This is a genomic window from Costertonia aggregata (genome assembly GCF_013402795.1).
Classification (GTDB): Bacteria; Bacteroidota; Bacteroidia; order Flavobacteriales; family Flavobacteriaceae; genus Costertonia; species Costertonia aggregata.
The window spans coordinates 481,199-498,429 of the sequence record NZ_CP058595.1 but is presented as its reverse complement, the minus strand read 5'-3'; the positions used below and the strand labels follow the sequence as shown (position 1 = coordinate 498,429).

At 46.3% G+C, this 17,231-nt stretch carries 12 protein-coding genes; 8 read left to right on the top strand and 4 right to left on the bottom strand.

Annotation, left to right across the window (positions count from 1 at the left end; translation table 11 throughout):
* The first annotated feature begins 355 nt into the window (after positions 1–355).
* The 8 genes from HYG79_RS18195 to HYG79_RS02285 all read left to right on the top strand — a co-directional run bounded on the left by HYG79_RS18195 (position 356) and on the right by HYG79_RS02285 (position 11,861).
* Entirely contained in the window at positions 356–6,094 is a 5,739-nt protein-coding gene (locus HYG79_RS18195) for a beta strand repeat-containing protein (RefSeq protein WP_179240564.1), read from the top strand.
* A gap of 34 nt (positions 6,095–6,128) precedes the next feature.
* Positions 6,129–8,144, top strand: coding sequence for a T9SS type B sorting domain-containing protein (locus HYG79_RS02315; RefSeq protein ID WP_228027917.1), 2,016 nt, complete (start codon positions 6,129–6,131; stop codon positions 8,142–8,144).
* A gap of 71 nt (positions 8,145–8,215) precedes the next feature.
* The gene (locus tag HYG79_RS02310; RefSeq protein WP_228027975.1) at positions 8,216–9,100 is read left to right on the top strand and encodes a PorP/SprF family type IX secretion system membrane protein; all 885 of its coding nucleotides are present in this window, start codon (positions 8,216–8,218) and stop codon (positions 9,098–9,100) included.
* Between the two features lie 100 nt (positions 9,101–9,200).
* Positions 9,201–9,725 (top strand): isopentenyl-diphosphate Delta-isomerase, encoded by a 525-nt coding sequence (gene idi, locus HYG79_RS02305; RefSeq protein ID WP_179240562.1) that lies wholly within the window; start codon positions 9,201–9,203, stop codon positions 9,723–9,725.
* Between the two features lie 5 nt (positions 9,726–9,730).
* Positions 9,731–10,138 (top strand): 6-pyruvoyl trahydropterin synthase family protein, encoded by a 408-nt coding sequence (locus tag HYG79_RS02300; RefSeq protein ID WP_179240561.1) that lies wholly within the window; start codon positions 9,731–9,733, stop codon positions 10,136–10,138.
* Positions 10,139–10,591, top strand: a complete 453-nt coding sequence (locus HYG79_RS02295; protein WP_179240560.1) for a peroxiredoxin — start codon at positions 10,139–10,141, stop codon at positions 10,589–10,591.
* The gene (locus HYG79_RS02290) at positions 10,588–11,556 is read left to right on the top strand and encodes a type I phosphomannose isomerase catalytic subunit (RefSeq protein WP_179240559.1); all 969 of its coding nucleotides are present in this window, start codon (positions 10,588–10,590) and stop codon (positions 11,554–11,556) included. The genes HYG79_RS02295 and HYG79_RS02290 overlap by 4 nt, the downstream gene beginning before the upstream one ends.
* 32 nt (positions 11,557–11,588) lie before the next feature.
* Positions 11,589–11,861 carry a hypothetical protein gene (locus tag HYG79_RS02285; protein ID WP_179240558.1) on the top strand — a complete coding sequence of 91 codons (273 nt, stop codon included), beginning with the start codon at positions 11,589–11,591 and terminating at the stop codon, positions 11,859–11,861.
* Positions 11,862–12,015: 154 nt separating this feature from the next.
* Here HYG79_RS02285 and HYG79_RS02280 read toward each other — a convergent pair whose 3' ends face one another.
* The 4 genes from HYG79_RS02280 to HYG79_RS02265 form a co-directional block, all read right to left on the bottom strand.
* Positions 12,016–12,720 (bottom strand): DUF4369 domain-containing protein, encoded by a 705-nt coding sequence (locus HYG79_RS02280; protein WP_179240557.1) that lies wholly within the window; start codon positions 12,718–12,720, stop codon positions 12,016–12,018.
* A gap of 45 nt (positions 12,721–12,765) precedes the next feature.
* Positions 12,766–14,028 carry a DUF819 family protein gene (locus HYG79_RS02275; protein WP_179240556.1) on the bottom strand — a complete coding sequence of 421 codons (1,263 nt, stop codon included), beginning with the start codon at positions 14,026–14,028 and terminating at the stop codon, positions 12,766–12,768.
* Positions 14,029–14,060: 32 nt separating this feature from the next.
* Complete coding sequence (locus tag HYG79_RS02270) at positions 14,061–14,876, bottom strand: HAD family hydrolase (protein ID WP_228027916.1); 816 nt, start codon at positions 14,874–14,876, stop codon at positions 14,061–14,063.
* An 89-nt stretch (positions 14,877–14,965) separates the two neighbouring features.
* Entirely contained in the window at positions 14,966–17,164 is a 2,199-nt protein-coding gene (locus HYG79_RS02265; protein ID WP_179240555.1) for a DUF5916 domain-containing protein, read from the bottom strand.
* Positions 17,165–17,231 lie beyond the last annotated feature (67 nt).

Sequence of the window (17,231 nt, the reverse complement as noted above, 5' to 3'; positions counted from 1 at the left end):
ATTACATTTTAACACTTACACAACATATATTTTCCTTTGGCACATCTAAAGTTAATTTTGTAGAGTGAAGTCATGTAATTTGATCACGTATCAGTATTTAATATGTCTGCTCACACCCAAATTTTAAATAATTTAACCAGCTTATGAAAGAATGTACTAGGAAAAAAATTACCTCAAATGGTTCACTAGAACTAACGTAAAGGTATCATTCTCAGGATTGATCTTCAATCGCACTATAGTTTCAAGGTATTTATTCAATTAAGCATATAGAGTTGCCATTTAAGTTCATCTAAGAATTTATGGGCTATTTAATAAAAGTATGGAAAGTAAGACGCTATCAAATAAAATCAAGGTCATGAACAAAAAAAATCTTTTGTTTCTATTTCTTCTATTGTCTGGATTTGCATTTTCGCAAACGACGATCACCTTAGAAGATCAATGTAATTGTGAGGTCTTAAGTGGTACCGCCGTTACTGTTGCAGGAGCTACATTACCTGCCGGTGCAGATTTAGGCGATTTGTACGTAAATACTAATACGGGGAATATCTTTTACTGGGACGGTGACTCTTGGGAGGCATCTTCTACAAATGGGCTTGATGGCGTAGGTATTCAATCTACCGTTGATAATGGAGATGGCACTTTTACCTTTAATTACACTAATGGAACAAATTTTACAACTTCTAATTTGATAGGTCCAGCCGGTCCAGTAGGGGCAACGGGAGCTACAGGTCCAGCCGGTCCAGCAGGAACTAACGGAACGAACGGGACGGACGGTGACTCCGCCTACCAGATATGGCTCGATGCCGGCAACACGGGCACCGAGGCCGACTTTTTGGCGAGCCTCGAGGGCGCTCAGGGTCCAGCCGGTCCAGCAGGGGCTAACGGAACGAACGGAACGGACGGCGACTCCGCCTACCAGATATGGCTCGATGCCGGTAACACGGGCACCGAGGCCGACTTTTTGGCAAGTCTCGAGGGCGCACAGGGCCCGATAGGCCCGACCGGAGCAACCGGTCCAGCAGGTCCAGTAGGGGCAACGGGCGCAACAGGTCCAGCCGGTCCAGTGGGAGCAATAGGCCCAGCCGGTCCAGCAGGAGCGAACGGAACGAACGGGACGGACGGTGACTCCGCCTACCAGATATGGCTCGATGCCGGTAACACGGGCACCGAGGCCGACTTTTTGGCAAGCCTCGAGGGCGCTCAGGGCCCAGCAGGTCCAGCCGGTCCAACGGGAGCAACGGGCGCAACAGGTCCAGTAGGCCCAGTCGGTCCTGCGGGAGCTAACGGAACGGACGGGACGGACGGCGACTCCGCCTACCAGATATGGCTCGATGCCGGCAACACGGGCACCGAGGCCGACTTTTTGGCGAGCCTCGAGGGCGCAACAGGTCCAACAGGCCCCGCAGGCCCAGCAGGAACTAACGGAACAAACGGAACGGACGGTGATTCCGCCTACCAGATATGGCTCGATGCCGGTAACACGGGCACCGAGGCCGACTTTTTGGCGAGCCTCGAGGGCGCACAGGGCCCGATAGGCCCAGCAGGCGCAACAGGTCCAGCCGGTCCAGTGGGAGCAACGGGCGCAACCGGTCCAGCAGGGGCTAACGGAACGGACGGGACGGACGGCGACTCCGCCTACCAGATATGGCTCGATGCCGGTAACACGGGCACCGAGGCCGACTTTTTGGCGAGCCTCGAAGGCGCACAGGGCCCGATAGGCGCAACGGGAGCAACAGGTCCAGCCGGTCCAGTCGGTCCAGCAGGAACTAACGGAACGAACGGAGCTAACGGGACGGACGGCGACTCCGCCTACCAGATATGGCTCGATGCCGGCAACACGGGCACCGAGGCCGACTTTTTGGCAAGCCTCGAGGGCGCACAGGGCCCGATAGGCCCAGCAGGCGCAACAGGTCCAGCCGGTCCAGCAGGGGCTAACGGAACGAACGGAACTGACGGCGATTCCGCCTACCAGATATGGCTCGATGCCGGTAACACGGGCACCGAGGCCGACTTTTTGGCGAGCCTCGAGGGCGCTCAGGGCCCAGCCGGTCCAACGGGCGCAACGGGCGCAACAGGTCCAGTCGGTCCAGCAGGGGCTAACGGAACGAACGGAACGAACGGGACGGACGGCGATTCCGCCTACCAGATATGGCTCGATGCGGGCAACACGGGCACCGAGGCCGACTTTTTGGCGAGCCTCGAGGGCGCTCAGGGCCCGATAGGCCCAGCAGGCGCAACAGGTCCCGCAGGTCCGGCAGGAGCTAACGGGACGGACGGGACGGACGGCGACTCCGCCTACCAGATATGGCTCGATGCCGGCAACACGGGCACCGAGGCCGACTTTTTGGCAAGCCTCGAGGGCGCTCAGGGCCCGATAGGCCCAGCAGGCGCAACAGGTCCCGCAGGTCCGGCAGGAGCTAACGGGACGGACGGGACGGACGGTGATTCCGCCTACCAGATATGGCTCGATGCCGGCAACACGGGCACCGAGGCCGACTTTTTGGCGAGCCTCGAGGGCGCTCAGGGCCCGATAGGCCCAGCAGGCGCAACCGGTCCAGCAGGGGCTAACGGAACGGACGGGACGGACGGCGATTCCGCCTACCAGATATGGCTCGACGCCGGCAACACGGGCACCGAGGCCGACTTTTTGGCGAGCCTCGAAGGCGCAACGGGTCCAGCAGGTCCAGTAGGGGCAACGGGAGCAACCGGTCCAGCAGGGGCTAACGGAACTAACGGAACTGACGGCGACTCCGCCTACCAGATATGGCTCGATGCCGGCAACACGGGCACCGAGGCCGACTTTTTGGCGAGCCTCGAGGGCGCACAGGGTCCAACGGGCGCAACGGGTCCAGCAGGTCCAGTAGGGGCAACGGGAGCAACAGGCCCAGCCGGTCCAGCAGGGGCTAACGGAACTAACGGAACTGACGGCGATTCCGCCTACCAGATATGGCTCGATGCGGGCAACACGGGCACCGAGGCCGACTTTTTGGCGAGCCTCGAGGGCGCACAGGGCCCAGCCGGTCCAGCAGGAGCTAACGGAACTAACGGAACGAACGGGACGGACGGCGACTCCGCCTATCAGATATGGCTCGATGCCGGTAATACGGGTACAGAGGCCGACTTTTTGGCAAGCCTCGAGGGCGCTCAGGGCCCGATAGGCCCAGCAGGCGCAACAGGTCCCGCAGGTCCAGCCGGTCCGACCGGAGCAACCGGTCCAGCAGGAGCTAACGGAACTAACGGAACGAACGGGACGGACGGCGACTCCGCCTACCAGATATGGCTCGATGCGGGTAACACGGGCACCGAGGCCGACTTTTTGGCGAGCCTCGAGGGCGCTCAGGGCCCGATAGGCCCGACCGGAGCAACCGGTCCAGTAGGGGCAACAGGAGCAACGGGCGCAACAGGTCCAGCCGGTCCAGTGGGAGCAACAGGTCCAGCAGGAGCTGACGGAACGAACGGAACGAACGGGACGGACGGCGACTCCGCCTACCAGATATGGCTCGATGCCGGTAATACGGGTACAGAGGCCGACTTTTTGGCAAGCCTCGAGGGCGCAACAGGTCCAGCCGGTCCAGCGGGAGCTAACGGAACGAACGGGACGGACGGAACGGACGGCGACTCCGCCTACCAGATATGGCTCGATGCCGGTAACACGGGCACCGAGGCCGACTTTTTGGCGAGCCTCGAGGGCGCACAGGGCCCGATAGGCCCAGCAGGCGCAACAGGTCCAGCCGGTCCAGTAGGGGCAACAGGCCCAGCCGGTCCAGCAGGAGCGAACGGAACGAACGGGACGGACGGCGACTCCGCCTACCAGATATGGCTCGATGCCGGTAACACGGGCACCGAGGCCGACTTTTTGGCAAGCCTTGAGGGCGCACAGGGCCCAGCCGGTCCAACGGGCGCAACGGGTCCAGCAGGAACTAACGGAACTAACGGAACGAACGGGACGGACGGCGACTCCGCCTACCAGATATGGCTCGATGCCGGCAACACGGGCACCGAGGCCGACTTTTTGGCGAGCCTCGAGGGCGCTCAGGGCCCGATAGGCCCGACCGGAGCAACCGGTCCAGCAGGGGCAACAGGAGCAACGGGCGCAACAGGCCCAGCCGGTCCAGCAGGGGCTAACGGAACTAACGGGACGGACGGCGACTCCGCCTACCAGATATGGCTCGATGCCGGTAACACGGGCACCGAGGCCGACTTTTTGGCAAGCCTCGAGGGCGCTCAGGGCCCGATAGGCCCGACCGGAGCAACCGGTCCAGCAGGTCCAGTAGGGGCAACAGGCCCAGCCGGTCCAGCAGGGGCTAACGGAACGAACGGGACGGACGGCGACTCCGCCTACCAGATATGGCTCGATGCCGGTAACACGGGCACCGAGGCCGACTTTTTGGCAAGCCTTGAGGGCGCACAGGGTCCAGCTGGTCCAACAGGCCCAGCCGGTCCAGTAGGGGCAACCGGTCCAGCAGGAGCTAACGGAACGAACGGAACTAACGGAACAAACGGAACGGACGGCGATTCCGCCTATCAGATATGGCTCGATGCCGGCAACACGGGCACCGAGGCCGACTTTTTGGCAAGCCTCGAGGGCGCAACAGGTCCAACAGGCCCAGCCGGTCCAGTAGGGGCAACGGGCGCAACGGGTCCAGCGGGAACTAACGGAACGGACGGGACGGACGGCGATTCCGCCTATCAGATATGGCTCGATGCCGGTAACACGGGCACCGAGGCCGACTTTTTGGCAAGCCTCGAGGGCGCACAGGGCCCAGTAGGGGCAACGGGAGCAACCGGTCCAGCAGGCCCAGCCGGTCCAACGGGCGCAACGGGTGCAACCGGTCCAGCGGGAGCTGACGGAACGAACGGAACGGACGGGACGGACGGCGACTCTGCCTACCAGATATGGCTCGATGCCGGTAACACGGGCACCGAGGTCGACTTTTTGGCAAGCCTCGAGGGCGCGCAGGGCCCGATAGGCCCAGCAGGTGCAACCGGTCCAGTAGGGGCAACGGGCGCAACAGGTCCAGCCGGTCCAGTCGGTCCAGCGGGAGCTAACGGAACGAACGGAACTGACGGCGACTCCGCCTACCAGATATGGCTCGATGCCGGCAACACGGGCACCGAGGCCGACTTTTTGGCAAGCCTTGAGGGCGCACAGGGCCCGATAGGCCCAGCAGGCGCAACAGGCGCAACAGGCCCAGCCGGTCCAGTAGGGGCAACGGGCGCAACAGGTCCAGCCGGTCCAGTGGGAGCAATAGGCCCAGCCGGTCCAGCAGGAGCGAACGGAACGAACGGGACGGACGGTGACTCCGCCTACCAGATATGGCTCGATGCCGGTAACACGGGCACCGAGGCCGACTTTTTGGCGAGCCTAGAGGGCGCAACAGGTCCCGCAGGCCCAGCCGGTCCAGTAGGAGCAACGGGAGCAACAGGCGCAACAGGTCCCGCAGGCCCAGCCGGTCCAGTAGGGGCAACAGGAGCAACGGGCGCAACAGGTCCAGCCGGTCCAGTGGGAGCAACAGGCCCAGCCGGTCCAGTCGGTCCAACAGGAGATCCAGCGACAGATGATCAAGACCTTTCTTTAAGTAGTGATATTTTAAGCTTAACCGGAGACCCAACCCCGACCCCAGCTATAGATTTATCGGTGTACTATGACAATACAGATGAACAAGATGCATCAGAGGTAGATTCTGATTCACCTGTTGATGTAGATGGCGATGGGAATACCGAAGCTACGGTTGAAGATGTGATACAGGATATTGCCCCGATAACTTCTAAAGCGGCAAGGATATTTTATCCACCGTCAATAACAGTAGACGCATCAACGACTGGAGTTAAAAGTATTGATTTGTACCAATTATATATAGATCAATTCGGGACACCTACCGTTGGGAGTGCCGGAGCACCAACTGCAGTGCCAACATATGGTAGAACCGAGCTATATTATTATGTTACCTATGCTGACCCAAGCGTTTTTGAAACAGATCTTGGTGACCCAAATTTTATGAGTATTGATGCAAATGGTAACCTTACCATAGAAGTAGAAAATATTCCTACGGATTATAATACACTTATCAACGTGGTATTCGTAGTCAAGTAATTAAAAAAATCAATCTAAAACTTATTTGTACAGTTTGAAATCGTTTAAACTACATCAATTACTGCTTTTGGTCTCTGTATTTACACTGTTGAGCAATGTAAGTGTCAATGCACAGTTTTTACTACAGGCTCCAAATAGTAGTGACGAAAATAATTATCGTTGGTATGAAGCTTCAGATACTTCAACGGTATTAGGTACCGATTTCTTTTACGAAACAAGTACTCCAGGCGTATATTTTGCAGTTTACGATGGTACTTTATGTGGTACAAATGCAACAAGCTACTTTATTTTAACAGATTGTACCGCTCCTGACAATGAAGTTACCTTAGATATTTCGGCCAGTGTTACCGACCCCACAACGGTTACTTGGAGTCCATTGGTTGGTGGGGACCAAGTAAGGCCAACCGTCATTGCTACCCAGAGCGTTGTTCGTTATACAGCATCTATCACTAAAGCGGGAAACACCAGTAATTTACCAAGCTTTACTGTAGTTTGTTTACAACAAGCTGCAACTTTGGTAAATGATTTGGCGACCGTTGATGAAGATGATTCCATTATCATCGATATATATGCAAACGATACGGGTTTACCAATTATAGGGGATTTGACTACCTCCGATCCTGCAAATGGCTCTGTTGATATTGATACTAATGGTACTCCGAACAATCCTGTCGACGACATAGTAACTTATACTCCAAACCCTGATTATAATGGGACGGACTCATTCACATATACAGTCTGTAATTCTTTTGGAGATTGCAGCACGGCAGCCGTTACTATAGATGTTGTTCCAATTCTTGATACCAATGACGATTCTACCGCCACGCAAGAAAATACTCCGGTCGCCATAGCTTGGCGTACCAATGACAACGATTTGCCCAGTGTTGGAACTTTCGTAGCGACTAATCCGTCAAACGGAACATTGAACATTAATAATAACGGTACGGCAAATAATCCATCAGATGATGATGTTGAATATGTTCCAAATACAGGTTTTACTGGGACAGATTCTTTTGATTATACTGTATGTGACACTTCGGGCAATTGTGATACATCAACCATTACCATTGTTGTGTCCGATGCTATTGATCTGGATAGTGACAATGATGGTATTTTGGACAGTTTTGAAGATTTGAATCTAGATGGTGATAATGACCCATCAACCGATGTCACCGATTCTGATACTGATGGAATTCCGGATTATCTGGATATAGATAGTGATGATGATGGTATTCCCGATAACGTTGAAGCGCAAACTACAATAGACTATTTACCTCCAAGTGGAACGGATTTAAATAGTAACGGCCTTGATGATGCTTATGAAAACAACGGAAACATTGGTTTGATTCCTATCGACACCGATTTGGATGGTATTCCCGACTATGTTGACGAAGATAGTGACAACGACAATGTACCGGACAATATCGAGGCACACGATAATGACCATGATGGTATTGCCGATGTAACCTTTACCGGTTCGGATAAGGACAACGATGGTCTTGATGATGGTTATGAGGGAGATTTACAAATTGATGATGACATAAACGACGAAATCAATAATCCTTTCAATGATCTACCAAACAATGATGGTGATGATGAATCGGATTATAGGGATACTGATGACGATGACGATGGTATCGCTACAATTGATGAAGATTCAAATAATGATGGCAATTATGCCAATGATGATGCTGATGGAAATGGTATACCAAATTACTTGGAATCTGACTTAGTCGCTTCTGAGGAAACCATAGAAGTATTTAATGTGATAACACCCAATGGTGACGGTATACATGATGTTTTAACTATTGGCGGATTGGAAAATTACCCAGACAATACTTTGAAAATTTATAATAGGTGGGGTGTATTGGTATATGTTACCAAAGCCTACAATACCCAAGGCAATGTTTTTGATGGTACTTCAAACGGTAGGGTTACCGTAGCAAAGGACAATAAATTACCTGTTGGTACGTATTTCTATATACTGGATTACAAAGATGAAACAAACAATGCCAAGATGCTTTCGGGCTACATTTATATAAACAGATAACAATGGATCAATGCGGTAAACATATCAAATTTTACAAACGGTTTTTTACCGTTTGTGGAGTGTTGGTTCTAATGGTATCAAATTCCTTGAACGCCCAGCAAGATGCACAGTACACGCAATACATGTACAATACAGTGAGCGTAAACCCCGGTTATGCTGGTTCTCGCGGGCATATGAGCGTTGCGGCCCTACATAGATCGCAATGGGTCGGCCTAGAAGGTGCTCCGGTAACCCAAACACTAAATGTACATTCCCCAGTAGGGTATAGGGGTGTGGGACTGGGTTTTTCTATTGTAAACGATAAAATTGGGCCCACATCCGAAACAAACTTTGACCTAGATTTTTCTTATACTATTTGGACATCGACCAAAAGTAAACTCAGTTTTGGGTTAAAAGGAAGTATAAACCTTTTGGATGTTCGGTTTTCAGAATTGAACCAATTTACTTCGGACCCAACATTAGAGACTGATATTGACAATAGACTCTCACCTAATGTAGGTGCAGGGATATATTATCATACCGATAAATTCTATGCCGGGGTATCTGTACCTAGATTTTTGGAAACCTCTCATTTTGACGAATCGTCACTCTCTACCGCTAAGGAACAAATGAACTTTTATTTGATAACGGGTTATGTGTGGGATTTGAATCCTTCTTTAAAATTCAAACCTACTTTATTGACCAAAGCAGTCAAAGGAGCGCCTTTACAGGTTGATGTTTCCGCTAATTTTATGTTGAACGAAAAATTGATACTCGGAGGAGCATATCGCTGGGATGCCGCTTTGAGCGGTATGGTAGGGTTCAATATTTCAGACGGATTTTTGCTGGGTCTAGCCTATGACCGCGAGATTACCGAACTTGGTAGTGCCGCTTTCAATGATGGTTCTTTCGAGGTAATTCTACGGTATGACTTCATTAGCACAAAAGGTAACCTTAAATCTCCGAGATTCTTCTAATCTGCCAATTTCATTATCCATAGTTTTCATATTTGTTCGTATTGATTTTTATAATGGTCTTACCCTTTAAACTAAGAGGGAAAGGTGTTATTTTTACAGTATGAAAGAAGAAAATGTAATATTGGTCAACGAGGCCGATGAGCAAATTGGTACCATGCCAAAAATGGAAGCTCATGAGAAAGCACTCCTCCATAGGGCTTTTTCTGTTTTTATAATGAACGATAAGGGCGAGACTATGCTACAACAACGTGCCGCACATAAGTACCATTCCCCGCTTTTATGGACCAATACATGTTGTAGCCACCAACGTGTGGGCGAAACCAATATACAAGCAGGAAAAAGAAGGTTGCAAGAGGAAATGGGTTTTATGGCCGAATTGGAGGAAGTAATATCGTTCATATACAAAGCTCCTTTTGATAATGGGCTTACGGAACATGAATTGGATCATGTTATGATAGGAAAATACAACGATGCTCCAAAAATCAATCCTGATGAAGTCGCGGATTGGAAATGGATGAGACCAGAAGCGGTAAAAGAGGACATTTATAGGTCGCCCGAAAAATATACGGAATGGTTCAAGATTATTTTTGACAAATTCTATTCACATCTAATCGAAAATCGTTAAAACGTATGAAAGTAAAAGTTAGTAGAAAGGCACATTTCAATGCGGCTCATCGCTTATATAGACCAGACTGGAGTTTTGAAAAAAACGATGCGGTTTTTGGAAAATGCAATAACCCAAAATTTCACGGGCACAATTATGAACTTATAGTGAGTGTCACTGGCGAAATAGACCCAGAAACAGGTTTTGTGATAGATGTTAAAATTTTGAAAGACCTTATCAAGAGTGAGGTCGAAGATTGCATGGACCATAAAAACTTAAATGAAGAGGTCCCTGAGTTCAAAAACTTGAACCCTACTGCGGAAAATATTGCCGTGGTTATTTTCAATAAACTACGACCGCATATCAATGCCGACAATGAGTTGGAAGTTACACTTTATGAAACGCCAAGAAACTTTGTTACTTTTTCAGGATAAATGGGACTAAAAATAGGGGACACAATTCCAGAGTTTTCGTTGCGCGACCAAAACGGTAACACATTTTCCACTACAGAATGGGTAGGCAAAAAACCTTTGGTCATTTATTTTTATCCAAAAGACAATACGCCGGGCTGTACTGCCGAGGCCTGTTCATTTAGGGATAGTTATGAGGAATTCACCGAACTCGGTGCAGAAGTCATAGGTATAAGTTCGGATACTGAAAATAGCCATCAAAAGTTTACCGAAAAGCATAACCTTCCCTTCATTCTTTTGGCGGATACCCAAAACAAGGTAAGACGGCTTTTCAAAGTAGAAAAGAGTCTGTTTATTCTGCCAGGCCGGGAAACCTATGTTGTTGATAAGCAGGGTGAAATTATTATGGTTTTCAATAACGTAACGGCAAACCAGCACGTGAAGAGGGCTTTAAAAGCCTTAAAAAAAATCGTATGAGCCTATATCCCTTAAAATTCAGACCTATTTTAAAAGAACGGCTATGGGGCGGTTCCAAACTTAAAGAAATTTTAGAAAAACCTGTTCAAAACGATACTACGGGCGAAAGTTGGGAACTTTCTGGTGTTAAGGGAGATGTTTCGGTTGTTGCAAATGGGGAGCTAAAAGGAAAATCACTTCAGGACTTGATCGATGACTATCCGGAAACACTTATGGGGAAGCGTATTTTTGAGCGTTTTGGAAACGAATTTCCCATATTGATAAAGTTTATCGATGCCAAAAAGGACCTTTCCATACAACTGCACCCCAATGATGCACTGGCCAGGGCACGGCACGATTCTTTTGGTAAAACCGAGATGTGGTATGTTATGGATGCGGATACCGATGCAAACCTTATCATAGGTTTCAATAAAGATGTCACAAAAGAAGAATATTCGCAAAGCTTAAAAGATGATACGCTGTTGAACTTGCTGAATTACGAACCCGTGAAAGAAGGTGATACTTTTTTCATCAACACAGGGAAAATACATGCTATCGGAGCAGGGGTTTTATTGGCTGAGATTCAACAGACTTCCGATATAACCTACAGGGTCTTTGATTTTAAAAGAAAGGATAAAAACGGAAATTTAAGGGAACTCCATACTGAACTGGCCTTGGATGCCATAGATTACTCCAAAAAGAATGATTTTAAGGTGAATTATCCTAAAGAGACCAACACTCCCAATAGCATGGTAGACTGCCCGTACTTCAAAACAAGGTTTATGCACTTGACCCAAGAATTGATTCAGGATGTTTCTCAAAGAGATTCATTCACGATTTACATGTGCGTAAATGGCATCGCCCAAATTGAAAACGATTTCGCTGCCGAAACTGTAACCAAGGGGGAAACTATTTTAGTACCTGCATCCAGTACTAAAATACGTATCAAAACAAATGATGCACAGCTTTTGGAAGTTACCGTATAGAAAAACCGTATTTTTACGCAAAATTTGAAATAATGGCAAGTATAAAAGATTTAAAGAAAGATATAAATTATGTTTTAGGCGATATTATTGAGGCTGTATATATTGTAGAAGCTGCAAATAATAAGCATGATTCCAAGGAAGGTTTAGAAGTTATAGATGGTGCTATTGCTACGTTTGATGAATTGATTGCGAAAGTGAACCAAAAAGATGTGGAAAACAGAAAGGCCCACTTTAAAAGTGTGCGTCAGGAACTTCAGACCAAAGCTACAAAGCTTGTAGAAAAATTGAATAAAATAGGTGGTTAATTACCTTGGGATAAGTTTACCTATCTCCCATCAACGTCATATTCAAGACACTTATAGAGTGTATTTTTCGCAATCTCGATACAAGCGTTTGAGAACATTTTTCCATAGTCAGGCTAAAAATTAAAACAAAAGCATCCCACGGGATGCTTTTGTTTTAATTGGTTTTTAGTTTATCCAAATATCTTTGAAGTGCTTTACCATATTTAGAATTTGCGACTTCAGCGGTCAGGTTGTTATTGATAGAGTCTAAATACTTTATATTGGCATCGGATACCTCATTTAATGCAATGTATGGTGCTATGTAAGAATCTGTATTGTTAAGGGCATAATTTAACGCAAATGCATAACTTCTTTGCACATTTTTATCGCTTAACTTTTGAATGGAATCTACCGCCAAAGAATCGCTTTTTATGTCCGGGTCAGAGGCTACGGTAAAGTAATCTAGATTTTTTTTGTTGAACCGTGTCATATTTTTCCGGTATTCATCCAGTTTTTTTTGTGTGGCAGACCCTTCGATTTTCGCATTTAAATCAAACGTGTTCCAAGTAGTGTTTATGGTTATCATGCCAGGTTCCCCGAAAAAGGTGATTCTGTCATTTATATCGTTATTATCTTTTTTGTCAAGGTATAGATAAAATATTTCGGGACTTTCCAATTCGGTTTTAAAAGTAAAATTTCCGTCCCCGTTTATTTGAAGGGAATCTACGTTGACCAAAACGGTATCCGGTACATGTTGAAGGTACAACGTTCCTTTTTTCAAACCCTTAACGTTTCCGGTAACGGTCATGGTCTGGGGAGTATCGGTATTGCAAGAAATCAATAAAAGACCGATTACGGCAAAAAACAAGATATTTTTCATGGTAGAATTTTTGGTGGCGCAAATATCCATAAAGTTTACGAAATTCTAAACATTTGAAGCAACTTCCATAAGGTAAGCACAAAGTAACGCTCCACCTGTTCCCACGACATAACCAAAAACGGCCAACAATACACCTACCGAAGTTAACGAAGGATGAAATTCTGCGGCAACTACAGGTGCCGATGCAGCACCGCCCACATTGGCCTGACTGCCTACCGCCAAAAAAAAGTAGGGTGCTTTGATCAACTTTGCCATAACAATGAGCAATCCGGCATGAAATGCTATCCATATAAAACCTATCGCTATCAACCCTGGGTTTTCCAGCACCTTGCCAAGATCCATTTTCATTCCTATGGTGGCCACAAGTATATAAATGAACATGCCACCTATCTTGCTTGCTCCGGCACCTTCATAATTTTTTGCTTTAGTAAACGAAAGTGAGATTCCTGCCAATGTGGCAATAACTACCATCCAAAAAAACTGGGAACCTAAAAAGGATGCAAAACTTTTTTTATCGCTTACCATTTCAAAATTCAGACTTAAGTATTCGCTAATGGTGTCACCAAAAAAGTGGGCCATGCCTGTAGCCGTAAATGCAAAAAAGAGTAACATCATATAATCGTTCAACGTAGGTACACGGGTAATTTTTTCGGTGAATTCCGTTACTTTGATTTTAAGAGTCTCAATAGCAGATGTATCGGCTTTCAACCAACGGTCAATTCGTTTTGTTTTACCCACGCCTAGAAGAATAACAGCCATCCAGACATTAGCTACAACAATATCTACCAGTACCATACCGCCATATTTTTCTGGGTTGTATTGAAAGATTTCGAGCATGGCTGCTTGGTTGGCACCACCACCGATCCAACTCCCCGCTATGGTAGAGAGTCCTCTCCAGATAGCATCAAAATCATTACCGCCAACAGTTTCAGGGGAAAAAATGGAAACGATAAGTATCGCCAATGGTCCACCAATGATTATCCCCACACTCCCGGTAAGAAACATGATTATTGCCTTTGAGCCCAAGTTCGCAATGGCTTTGAGGTCTATGCTCAATGTCATTAAAACCAGAGCGGCAGGGAGTAAATATCTACTGGCCACGAAATACAGATTTGAGGTTTTATCTGAAATCAGGCCGGCACTGGCCAAAAGGGCAGGTAGTAGATAGCACATCAATACCGCAGGGACTATATTGTAGAATTTTTTCCAAAACCCCGATTTTAAGGATGAGGTATAAAAAATAAACCCTAGGCATAAGGTCAATAATCCAAATACTACGGTGTCATTGCTTACTAACGGTTCGTTCATGTAAATAGGTCTTGAGCTTTTTCAAATATAGCTCAAATAATAAGATGCCCTTTTACAAAATGTGCTACGCCGTCTTCTATATTTGATAAAGTTATGTGTTTGGCGGTTTTCTTTACTTCGTGCCTGGCATTGGCCACGGCTACGCCACAGCCAACATTTTTCAACATTTCCAGGTCATTGTAATTATCGCCAAAGGCTATGACATTGGCCAATGTTTCCTCTTTTTTGAGTAAAAGCTTGATAGCTGATAGTTTTGAAACACTTTTCGGGGCTACTTCGATCAAAGTATCGTTGGAACGATAAAAGTGAAGTATATTTCCTAAGCTATTTCGTAGTATGGGAAATATAATGTCCACCTTTTGTTTTGTTCCCATTAGCATGATTTTGTGTGCGCCTAATTTTCTTTTTTTCAAATCAAGGATAGTTTCCAAGGTATTCTTAAAAACGGGATTTGCCTTGGTATATCTTATCTCTTTTTGAACTCGCTCAGAATCTTTTTCCACATACCATTCATCATTGCAATATATACCCAGTTGAACGTTATTTTTTTCGGCCAATAAGTGAATTTGCGATAATGCATCAATTTGTATGAATATGGAGTGTATCTCTTTTTTTCCATCCAAAACCAAAGCACCGTTATAACAAATTATGGGCTGTTCATCAATACCCAAGTCTCTTTGGACATACTTCATGGATTTTGGCATACGGGCCGAAACCAAAATTATACGTACTTGCTCCTTGATTTTCGAAATTTGTGAAACGGTAAAATGCGAAACATCACTTTTGGTAGTCAATAATGTACCGTCAAGGTCCGAACAAAGCATTTTATAAGTGGATGGATGTCTCAAACATTCAAATTTTGTATCGATTGAAAACAAAGTATTTCAAATTGAAAATAAACATGACCGTTATACTAGCCTTTACAATTAAATAGTGCCTAAATATTCAACCAATAGGTCAATTTTAAGTTGATGGAACGAAACTTGGGCTCAAATATATTTACCGCATAATTGTCATTATATACAATGAACAGATCGGATAGCGGGGCAAAACGCCATTGTAAACGGGAGTTGATACCTAGATTATCCCTTTGATTACTGTATTGAAATATGGTGGACCAAAAAATAGACTTACTAAATGTTATATTTGCTGTTGGGCTTATCAACCATAAATCTGCACTGGGAAATGGTTCAGGTAGCGAAATCCTGTCATAATTCACATTTAGGCCTATTCGTACTTTGGGTTGTAGCCTTAGGATGGCTTCACCTCTAATAGAGAATCTATCACCGTTAAAAAATCTACCGATAGAGCTTTCACCTTCAAAAGCCAAAACTTTGGCCCTATTGGATTGATAGCCAAAACTTACTGCATTAAAATGATATCCTTGATTACCAGGAAGTTCTAGACCATCATCAGAACCTGTAGGATCAAAAGAGTCGGTTAAGAAAATAAACCGATTTGAAAACTCTACCCCGAATTCGGAAAGATTTTTCATCTCGAAACTATAATTTGCATTAAAGGTGTGGTCGGTTTTTTGAAAATCAAGACCGGGTCGCCATATAATTACTGGAAAAACTTCAAGACCATGATTGTTGATGGGGCCTTTTTTGGGCCAAAACCTACGTTGGATAGATGCTACACCCTTAACAATATCCTTTCTTCGTATAAAACCCAAATCCGATTGAAAATCCTCATCAACGTAGACCCAATCTGAAAATATGGACCAATACCGGGTATTACGGCCTAGATTTGCACCAGTAGAAAAGTTTCCTTTGGTATCTCCAGGTTGAAAAGATTTATGTGCATACACTTTGCCGTTCCACGTATTGTCGGCAGAGGCCAAGTTATAGTCTATACCTATTACGCGGTTATATTTTTCATCAGGCGTCAAAAAATCTTCATTCCCAAAGGCCTGCCTATTGATAAAAAACATACCTATATTGGAGCGGGAGAATACTTTTTGTTGCAGGGCCAGCATCATATTGTTGTTTGATGCGATTTCTCGGCTCTCATCCTTGTCCGTTTGTATGTTCAAAAAACCCAGCCTTAAATTGTCGTTCAACTTTCCGCTTAAACGAATACCACCTATGATATCGTTTTCTACGGAATTCCCTTCAGTATCAGTGGCAATACCGATACGTCTTGAAAAAAAAGGATTCGCATCCCGACCACCGCCAAAGTTTCCGAAAAGGTCATTATTATCCACAAAAAACTGTCTACGTTCAGGCAACGAGATTTCAAAGCGGGTAAGATTGGTGAAGATATTGTCAACCTCTACATTCGAGAAATCCGGGTTAACGGTAATATCAAGGTTCATACCATTACCTATGGCCACTTTGGCATCACCACCCACCTTAAAACGGGTGTCGCCCTCATCGCCTTCAAAATCTTTCTCTGAAATTGTATTGATGTATGGAATTAGGGCCAAAGGGGTTCTTGATTTGCCTAAGGGCCGCTCAAAAACCATATCGCCCATAAAAGCCAAACTGAAGATAGATTGATTTTGCGGTACCGGATACCAAGAACTGGTTTCGTTGTTTTGCATATCAAACCTGTAGCTTTGAAAACGCCATTTGGTCTCGCCCTCGGTAAATTTAAAAGAAGTCAAAGGTATGGCCATTTCTGCTGTGTAATAGCCGTCGTACATTTGGGCATCACCTTTCCATTTTACATCCCAAGATGTGGTAAAACTACCATTTTCGCCTCCGCCGTTAGAAATTAAGGCCTCTCTCCTCACACCATACGGGTTTGTCCCAAAAAGAAAAGCATTGGTGCCGTCGTTAAAAGTATCGAACATGATACTTATGTTATCATTGCCTCCGGCCCTAAAATCCCGCTCTAGGGAGGGAATGACATAATCATCGCCAGGGGTGTATACTTTTAACCCAACATAGAGTGTGGTTTTACTGACCAACATCTTTATTTCGGTCTGGAATTCCGCAGATTTATTATCGGTAGGAAAGTATTGTTGAAATTCATTGACAAGTTCTGCCTTTTCCCATATGGGCTCGTCCATTATGCCATCGGGAACTATGGTTTCTGATATGAATTTTACGGTAAATGATTTAGTTTGGCTTTGACTGAAAATAAGTACGGTAAAAAATAAGAATGTAAGGGAAACTAGCCTTCTTATCATTTTTTTGGTTTGGAATTAGTCAGCGCAAATTTAAGCTAAATATGCGTTAAAAAAATCCTAATTGTAT

Coding starts and splice junctions, on each gene's coding strand:
- HYG79_RS18195 (WP_179240564.1), top strand. CDS start 356: ATGAACAAAAAAAATCTTTTGTTTCTATTTCTTCTATTGTCTGGATTT.
- HYG79_RS02310 (WP_228027975.1), top strand. CDS start 8,216: ATGGTATCAAATTCCTTGAACGCCCAGCAAGATGCACAGTACACGCAA.
- idi (WP_179240562.1), top strand. CDS start 9,201: ATGAAAGAAGAAAATGTAATATTGGTCAACGAGGCCGATGAGCAAATT.
- HYG79_RS02300 (WP_179240561.1), top strand. CDS start 9,731: ATGAAAGTAAAAGTTAGTAGAAAGGCACATTTCAATGCGGCTCATCGC.
- HYG79_RS02295 (WP_179240560.1), top strand. CDS start 10,139: ATGGGACTAAAAATAGGGGACACAATTCCAGAGTTTTCGTTGCGCGAC.
- HYG79_RS02290 (WP_179240559.1), top strand. CDS start 10,588: ATGAGCCTATATCCCTTAAAATTCAGACCTATTTTAAAAGAACGGCTA.
- HYG79_RS02285 (WP_179240558.1), top strand. CDS start 11,589: ATGGCAAGTATAAAAGATTTAAAGAAAGATATAAATTATGTTTTAGGC.
- HYG79_RS02280 (WP_179240557.1), bottom strand. CDS start 12,720: ATGAAAAATATCTTGTTTTTTGCCGTAATCGGTCTTTTATTGATTTCT.
- HYG79_RS02275 (WP_179240556.1), bottom strand. CDS start 14,028: ATGAACGAACCGTTAGTAAGCAATGACACCGTAGTATTTGGATTATTG.
- HYG79_RS02265 (WP_179240555.1), bottom strand. CDS start 17,164: ATGATAAGAAGGCTAGTTTCCCTTACATTCTTATTTTTTACCGTACTT.